This window comes from Moorena sp. SIO3H5 (assembly GCF_010692395.1).
In the GTDB taxonomy this organism is placed as follows: domain Bacteria; phylum Cyanobacteriota; class Cyanobacteriia; order Cyanobacteriales; family Coleofasciculaceae; genus Moorena.
This window is the reverse complement of the sequence record NZ_JAAHHS010000365.1, coordinates 1-7,731: the sequence shown is the minus strand read 5'-3', so window position 1 is coordinate 7,731 and position 7,731 is coordinate 1. Positions and strand designations below refer to the sequence as shown.

At 41.6% G+C, this 7,731-nt stretch carries 5 protein-coding genes; 4 read left to right on the top strand and 1 reads right to left on the bottom strand.

Going from position 1 to position 7,731, the window contains the following annotated elements:
- On the top strand, window positions 1-461 hold a 461-nt coding region (locus tag F6K52_RS28355), incomplete at its 5' end, for a secondary thiamine-phosphate synthase enzyme YjbQ (RefSeq protein ID WP_364420130.1).
- A gap of 245 nt (window positions 462-706) precedes the next feature.
- On the top strand, window positions 707-2,155 hold the full coding sequence (locus F6K52_RS28350; RefSeq protein WP_293086478.1) for a hypothetical protein: 1,449 nt from the start codon (window positions 707-709) through the stop codon (window positions 2,153-2,155).
- Between the two features lie 452 nt (window positions 2,156-2,607).
- Here the strand turns inward: F6K52_RS28350 and F6K52_RS28345 are convergent, their stop codons facing one another.
- Window positions 2,608-4,368: a choice-of-anchor I family protein gene (locus F6K52_RS28345; RefSeq protein ID WP_293086473.1), complete on the bottom strand. Its 1,761-nt coding sequence runs from the start codon at window positions 4,366-4,368 to the stop codon at window positions 2,608-2,610.
- 1,496 nt (window positions 4,369-5,864) lie between these two features.
- Here F6K52_RS28345 and F6K52_RS28340 point away from each other — a divergent pair.
- Together F6K52_RS28340 and F6K52_RS28335 are read left to right on the top strand one after the other, a co-directional pair.
- Window positions 5,865-6,803: a phosphate/phosphite/phosphonate ABC transporter substrate-binding protein gene (locus F6K52_RS28340; RefSeq protein WP_293086470.1), complete on the top strand. Its 939-nt coding sequence runs from the start codon at window positions 5,865-5,867 to the stop codon at window positions 6,801-6,803.
- A 53-nt stretch (window positions 6,804-6,856) separates the two neighbouring features.
- A partial coding sequence (locus F6K52_RS28335) for a HAMP domain-containing protein (protein ID WP_293086465.1) occupies window positions 6,857-7,731 on the top strand: 875 nt, incomplete at its 3' end.

The window sequence follows — 7,731 nt, the reverse complement described above, 5'->3', positions numbered from 1 at the left end:
TAGTTTATTGTTGTGCAGTCATGCTGGTCAAGAGTGAAATAATCAAACTTAAAACCCACGAACCTATTGCTATCTACAATATCACCGATTACATCACCAAATTACTAGAGGTCACTGGGGTTAAAAACGGTCATGCTTTAGTCTTTTCCAGACATACAACTACTGCGTTAGCCATTAATGAATATGAAGAACGATTACTCGAAGATATCAAAGTCCATCTAAACAAGCTAGCCCCTAAAGATGCTAAATATCTTCATAATGACCTGCATTTAAGGATTGTACCTCCTGATGAGCCGATCAATGCCCACTCTCACCTAATGGCAATGATGCTAAACAACAGCGAATATATTCCTATTATTGATGGCAAATTAGCTTTGGGCACCTACCAATCGGTTTTATTCGTTGAATTAGATGGACCTAGAGACAGAACTGTTTTAATTCAAGTATCTGGTGAAACCTAAAAAATATCTTACTATAAATTGCCTGAAGGAGAACGGTTTAACTAAACACCATTATCCTAATAATAGATAATTATAGATAGAATGAGCTGAGCAAACCCCGTTAATATATTGGGATAAAAGTTGTGTTAAACTAGATAATATTGGACTGGCTCTCACTAAGAATGCTCTTCCTTCTAAGAAGGTGGAGTGTCAACATAGTTCTGTTTGAACTGATTGAAGTAAGTTGAGGGTACCCCATCAAAACTATGCCGAAATTCTGGTTTAGACTATACAGTAGCGCTACCATAGCATCACTTCTACTTGCCGCTGGCTTTTGGAAGACTACGCCACTCTACCATGCAGCAAACACACTACTCCCCTCACTAGCAGTATCCCCTGGCAATCAAGTAGTCGATCAGGGTTCTCCCCCAGCCTGCTCTGCTATTGATCCGATTACCAAGGGTATGAAACAAGAACGAAGAGCAACTGCAATGGCACAATTAGCTCGATCAACAGAAGATTGGCATTTTGTGATTAATGAGTGGATTCAAGCCATTGAGGATTTGCAAGCTATCCCAGCAGACAGTCCTAAGCGGATTTTTGCTCAAAAAAAAATTGCTGAATATATCAAGAACCTAGAGTTAGCGTACCTAGAAGCAGTAGCAACCACGTCATCCTTGCCCTTCTCTAGTTTTGATAACGACATATTTGATCACCAGTTGCGCCTTTATCTATCCTATATTGCTGCCGTTGGTAGACCTGACATTCTAATTGTAGGTAGTTCCCGGGCATTGCAAGGGCTTGATCCTCAGCAACTCCAAAAATCCTTAGGCATTTTAGGCAAAGGAGAGCTAAAGGTTTTCAATTTTGGGGTAAATGGTGCCACAGCTCAATTTGTTGACTTCCAACTTCGTCAGCTCCTGACTCCAGAACAATTGCCACGGTTAGTGATCTGGGCTGATGGGGTGCGTGCCTTCAATAGTGGACGAGTAGACCGCACCTATGAATCCCTCGTCGCCTCTGAAGGATATAAACGTTTGCTGGCAGGCGATCGCCCCACACTTCCTAAAAGTCAAAAGGAATCAGCCAATACTTGCCAACCTATTTCTGAGTCTACTATTTCCAGTGTTACTACTAAAATTTATCAAAAATGGGCACCAGAAACTAGACTTTGGGCAACAGCGACCTTAACTTCAAATCGGCAACCTAGACCCTGCAACCTAGACCCTGCAACCTGCAACCTGCAACTGGTTTCAAAACAGTCAACTCCCGCCAACACTGGCTATAGTACTTTTGCCATCGATGCTAATGGTTTTCTCCCTATGAATGGCACCTTTAACCCAAAAATTTACTATCGGAGCCATCCACGAGTGTCAGGGAGATATGATGCCGATTATCAGCCCTTCAGTTTTGCTGGTAAACAGACTACTGCTGTCAATTCTATTAAAAGCTTTTTGAGGAAACAAAATATTCCTTTAGTGCTGGTTAACTTACCCCTTACCAAAGACTATTTAGATCCAGTGCGTCTGAGTCGTGAACAGAAATTACAGCAGTGGATGCTTAAACAAACTGGTGAAGGATTTATCTTTATCGATATGGGGAGCCAGTGGCTAAACCAAAATCAGTATTTTGCTGATCCGAGTCATCTGAATCAATACGGCGCAGCAGCAGTGGCTAGCGAGTTGGCCGCTAATCCCCAGATTTCTTGGCCTTGATCCAATTCATAACCCAATTCATTAATTTTGTACCCTCAATCACAAATTATTTTAAGGAGTAATGGGCAGATGAATTAATACCAAATTAAAACAGTTTTGGTACATTGATTAGATTAAATTTAGATAAAAAGTATATGAAATTTAGATTAAGTTTATTAGAGTAAAGGCTGTGGTGTGTATTTAAAATTGACAATGTAATTATTCAAGTTTTGGGGTTGTTTTTGAAGCTATTTTGTGCATTTTTACAGTGGCATGACTCAAACTGTATTAAACAATCCAAATATGCTGATTTTTTATTCCAAATTAACACGTTACATAGTTTGTCAACCCCTACACCTAAATAATTACATAGACAATTAACGATTAACAATTAACAATTAACAATTAACGATTTACCTGCATACCAAGTGATTAAACTGGAGGAGATATTATTCCCCCAGTCTTCCTTGCCTTTAAAGGCTAGAGTCTTTACATGTTTTTGAAAGCTTTCGCTTCCAAGCGATAGACCCTAAAGCAATAAAGTTTAACAGACCCAATAGAGAACTTGGTTCTGGTACTTGTTCGATTGAATAGACAGTCGTTGTGCCACTGACCTCATTGTTAACAACTAGCATCGGTATGTCGTTGGGACTATCCTCTGCTGAGATGAAAAGCAATCCTTCAGGACCAAGATCCCCTGCTGTACCAGCCTCAGGATCCCCTAGGAAGTCGCGGTTGTTGATGTAATCCACAAAGAATGCATTTTCAGGATCGGTAACGTCATAGACTATGAAGCCACCAATTTGCTCAAAACCGATGAAGGCAAAGGTGCTACCAAATAAGTCAACCACGGTTATGCCCTGGGGTTCCGGACCTCTATTGTCGCTACGCGTATCAAAGTTGTTTTCCTCAGCTTCAGCATTGAAGAAATCCGGAAATAGGTCAGCAGTTATTTGTTCAAAACCATCGCCACTATCAAAAACTAGCTCTAAGCCATCCTCTGTTACCTTCCAAATTGAGAAGGAGCGTGCTCCAAAGGCAAACAGTTCGTCAAAGTCACCGTCTCCATCAGGGTCACCATTAATCGTTGAAACTTGCAAACGTCCTAGGACATCGTCTTCTTGTAGAGCGATCGCATCAGGGAAGGCAGTTGGGTCTAACACTAAGTCATCTATCCGATCATCTTCCTGGAAAAACGTTTCTTCTTCACCGTCTAAGTCACCCTCAATGCGGAGGAAATCGCCTTCGTTAGCAGTGACTAAATAAGTTACACCGTCAACGGTATAGACATCAAGTTGGTCTGGCTGGAATAACCCAAACACTGGCCTGTTTTCGATATTGATAGCATCGTCTCTATCGCTAGTATCTAAACCATTATTAGGCTCACTGTGATCTTTGACACCGAGACCCACAACGTTGGTGAACTCATTAGTTTCTAGATTGAGAACACCAATGGCATTGTTTTCCTGGAGTGCTACCCAGGCAGTTTTACCATCGTCTGAGACAGTGATGTTTTCCGGTTCGATATCCCGATCAGGGGTAATCGGGGACTCGAATAAATCCTCAATGCCGAATTCCTCCTGGGATGAAGCCTCAACTTCTTCAAATGCATCGACAAACAGCTGCACTCCCTGACTTTCCAGCTCCTGTTTTGAGAACGAACTAAAGTCTGCAGTCCTCACAGTAGGATGTTTCGGGTTAAGAACGTCGATAATACTAACCGACCCCTTTGGATTAACGATCTGACCTAAAGTCTCTGAGAAGGCTGGCTCTCCTTCATTGGCAACCAGTAACTTTCTGCCATCTGGGGTAAAGGTTACCGCGTCAGGCAAGGCACCAACTGTGACCGATGTTTTGAAGTTACCGTTGGTGTCAAAAAAAGCGACTGTTCCTGGATCAGTTACCACTTCATTGGCTACGGAAACCGCTAGTAAGCCATTGCTAGAGGCAATACTGGTTGGTGTTGCCCCAAACGATTCCAGGGGGATGGTGGTGGATAACGAGAGGTTGCCTCCGACAAAATCCAGGACATCGACTTGATTGCTACTACCATTGGTAACGAATAACCTTTGGCTGAGTGGATCGAAAGTCGATATCTCCGCCGCCCCATCATCGAAGATTCCTGTGGAAAAGGTAGAAATCGGTTTGATGTTTAGGGAGAAGGCGGCGGCAGGTGATGTTAGTATACCCAACAGCAATGTTGAGTTAATGGTTGCTTGTATGATTTTAGGCATTTTTCTATCAGAAATAGATGGACTCTGATCTTTTACCATGGTGTTCCTTGCTCCGTCTAGGTAGAGGTAATACTTAGATACTGTAAATTAAATGCCTCTGATGCAATTTACGATGCAATTTATATGAGCAATTTTTTATATCAGTGAAATTTCGTGTAGTTCTAGTAGTCTTCACTGAAACTTCACCAAATCTTTACTGAAACTTCACAAAGTCTTTAGTCAATCTTTAAATAAGGAATCACCAAAGCCTGATGGGATCACTTTAATTTAAAACCTAATCCAACTTTGTTTCACGCCACTTTGGCGGCAATTTGCCTAATATGATTAAGAAAACATAATAGCATAGTTTTGGAGATATGATTAAGTTTTTAACTAAAAAATTAGTTATAACTCTTACTAGTCATCATAATTACTAGTTTTTTTGCTCTAGTTTGATAGTTTAAAAACTAGCTATTTTAAAAAAAATATTTTTTGAAAAATTAGTCACTTAACTATTAGTAATTTATAACAGAGTGTGAAACGCCCCCATTATAAATAGTCTTTAGGGTACTTAAGCTTTTTCAGGCAAATTTAGAGTGTCGATCGAGTTATACTACCAAGTCGCATTATTGATTTTAAAATTAATCCTGGATTTACGAAATACTAATTTTTTATAAACTTGTTTGCTATCAAGTTTATTTTGTTATTTTTTTCAATAAAAACTATACTAAATAGTAGTATTTATAGCAAAAAAAGCACAAAAAATCACTTAATACACCAATTTTAATCAGCAAAAAAATATTAATTATTTAAAATAATGTCATTTGATATAGTCTACTATAAGGTGTACATTAAGACCCCATAACTATTAAGATGTGCAAAACATTGCTAGTAAGTAGAGCATGTTATGTGAACAGATCAAGTGATACCATAAAACAAACGCTCCTAGGTTCTACCACACGCTTTGCATCTACTCCGATCCTCAAGAGTCACTGTATAACCGGGAGGTAATCTATGACTTCTCAAGAAACCGGAGCTTCGAGCTATGCAAGGTGTGTTTACCACAGGGTGTCTATGGGGAGGTGAAACTGGTGAAACTAAGGTACTCTCAAAGAGATGATTTTTCGGAGGCAAAACCTGCGAGGACAAGCAAAAGGCCTTGGGGTAAGACGAATACCTTTTCCCTTTGTCCATCAGGCGAGTGTGTCATTCCCTCAAAGCATGCAACTCGCTCTAGCTCAACTGCACTAGGGTGTTCTGACATTAAGTTTTCTTGTATTGATCTTCACCTAACCCAAGGAATTACTAAGGCATCTACAGTTCAAGGGGATAACCGAATCAGTGAATTTACCTATGGGCTTTTGTGTTGAGGTAGAGTGTCCTGCAGGAAATCGCTATTCTTAAGTAGATTCACTGAAAACTTTGCTAAGTTGGCTAAGGTAGCCATCCTGACATGGCTAAGCCTAGTATCTACCTGTGAAGACATCGGTTCTAACTGTAATTGAGAGTAGGACACTATGTTAACCAAGCTGTTAGGAAAAGTTATGCTCGTTGGTCTGCTCACTTCTTTAGTGAGCTGTACTCAACCAGCAGAACAATCAAACCCTAGCTTAGAGCCATCGACAATTTCCGAAGACACTAAGGTGATTGTCTTAGGTGATATTTCAAAAAATCCAGCTAAAAAGATCCGCCGCTTCCAGCCCCTGGCAAATTACCTGGCTGACAAGTTGAGTCAGTTCGATATTAACACTGGCGAAGTAAAAATTGCCTCCGATTTTCCGACCATGATCAGCTGGCTCAAAGAAGGGGAGGTACACCTATACTTCGATAGTCTCTACCCAGCCATGAGGATTAATCAAGAGTCTGGTGCTCAACCAATTTTGCGCCGCTGGAAACGGGGTGATGGTGATTACCACACGATTATCTTTACTATGAAAGACCGAGGGATTAAATCCCTAGCTGACCTCAAGGGTAAGAAGGTCGCGTTTGATGATAGACAATCGACCTCTGGCTATATGTTACCTATGGCTGCTCTCATTGAAGCAGGTTTGAAGCCTAATGAAAAGGGATCAAGCAGTGATGTAGTTGCAGCTAATGAGGTGGGGTATATTTTCAGTGATGATGATGAAAATACTATCCAATGGGTGATTAGCTCAAAGGCAGACGCTGGTGCAGTGGATAACCAGACTTTCAAGCAAGTCCCTGATGATGTCCGGGAAGCTATGACTATATTGGCTGAGACGGAAAAAGTGCCTCGGCAAGTCGTGATGGTTCCAGGCAATATGGATCCTGAGTTAATGGCTCAGCTCAAGAGTATCCTGAGTACCATGCATGAAGACCCCAAGGGCAAAGAAGTGCTGACTAAGTTCCAGAAGACTGCTAAGTTTGATGAACTCCCAACTCTACAGGGGTTGGAAAGGATGCAACAATTATACAACATTGTTGAGAATCGGTAAATTGCATGGGCAGATTTAGCTGGAGACAATGGCCATTAGCCACTAAACTGACAATGACCATGACTAGCTTGGTCATTGTGGCAGTGGCTAGTGTCACCATGCTATCTCTGCACCGTGAGCAACAAACCTTTCGTAAAGAACTCAAGCAACAGGCTAATCTATTGCTTAATACTCTGATCTTAGTGACTGATGATGCGCTACACAATCAAGATGCTGATTCTTTGGAGGAGGTCATGGAGGAGCTGGGGGATCAGGGGTTAGTGGAGGAGGGTTTCATCTACCAAAAAGATGGACGGATCGTAGCCAAAGCCGATTCGGTAGACGGTCAGGTGTATAGTCTCAAGAGTGACCCTGTTGGCAAGGAGCTGCTAAGGCTAAAACCTGATAAGATATATGTTAAGTGGGATGCTGAGCAACTTACTGTTGGCAAAGCAGTGATTCTCGGGAATCAGGCAGTGGGAGCGATTAGTGTTGGACTCTCTACAGCTCCGCTGAATAATAAAATTGCTGCGGTACGCAATCAAGGTCTAGTGGTGGCAATAACCGCAGCCGCTGCCGGAACCCTGTTGGCACTGCTGCTGAGTCGGTCAATCACTGAACCATTGCAACAGATGACTGCTGCAACCAGGCGTTTGGAAGCTGGGGACTTGAAGCAGACTATTACTGTTCACACCAAGGATGAGCTAGCGGAGTTGGCAGATTCCTTCAATAGCATGACTTACCGGCTGCAAGAACTGATTAAAAATTTGGAACAGCGCGCTGAAGCTTTGCGCCAAAGTGAAGCTAAAAATCGAGCGTTACTTAATGCTATCCCAGATTTAATGGTGCAGTTTAGTCACGATGGTACATTTCTAGAGTATAAAGTTGCAAGGAGTAATAACTCTTTTGGGTCTTTTGATCAAGTCTTGGGTAAAAGGGTGTATGATGA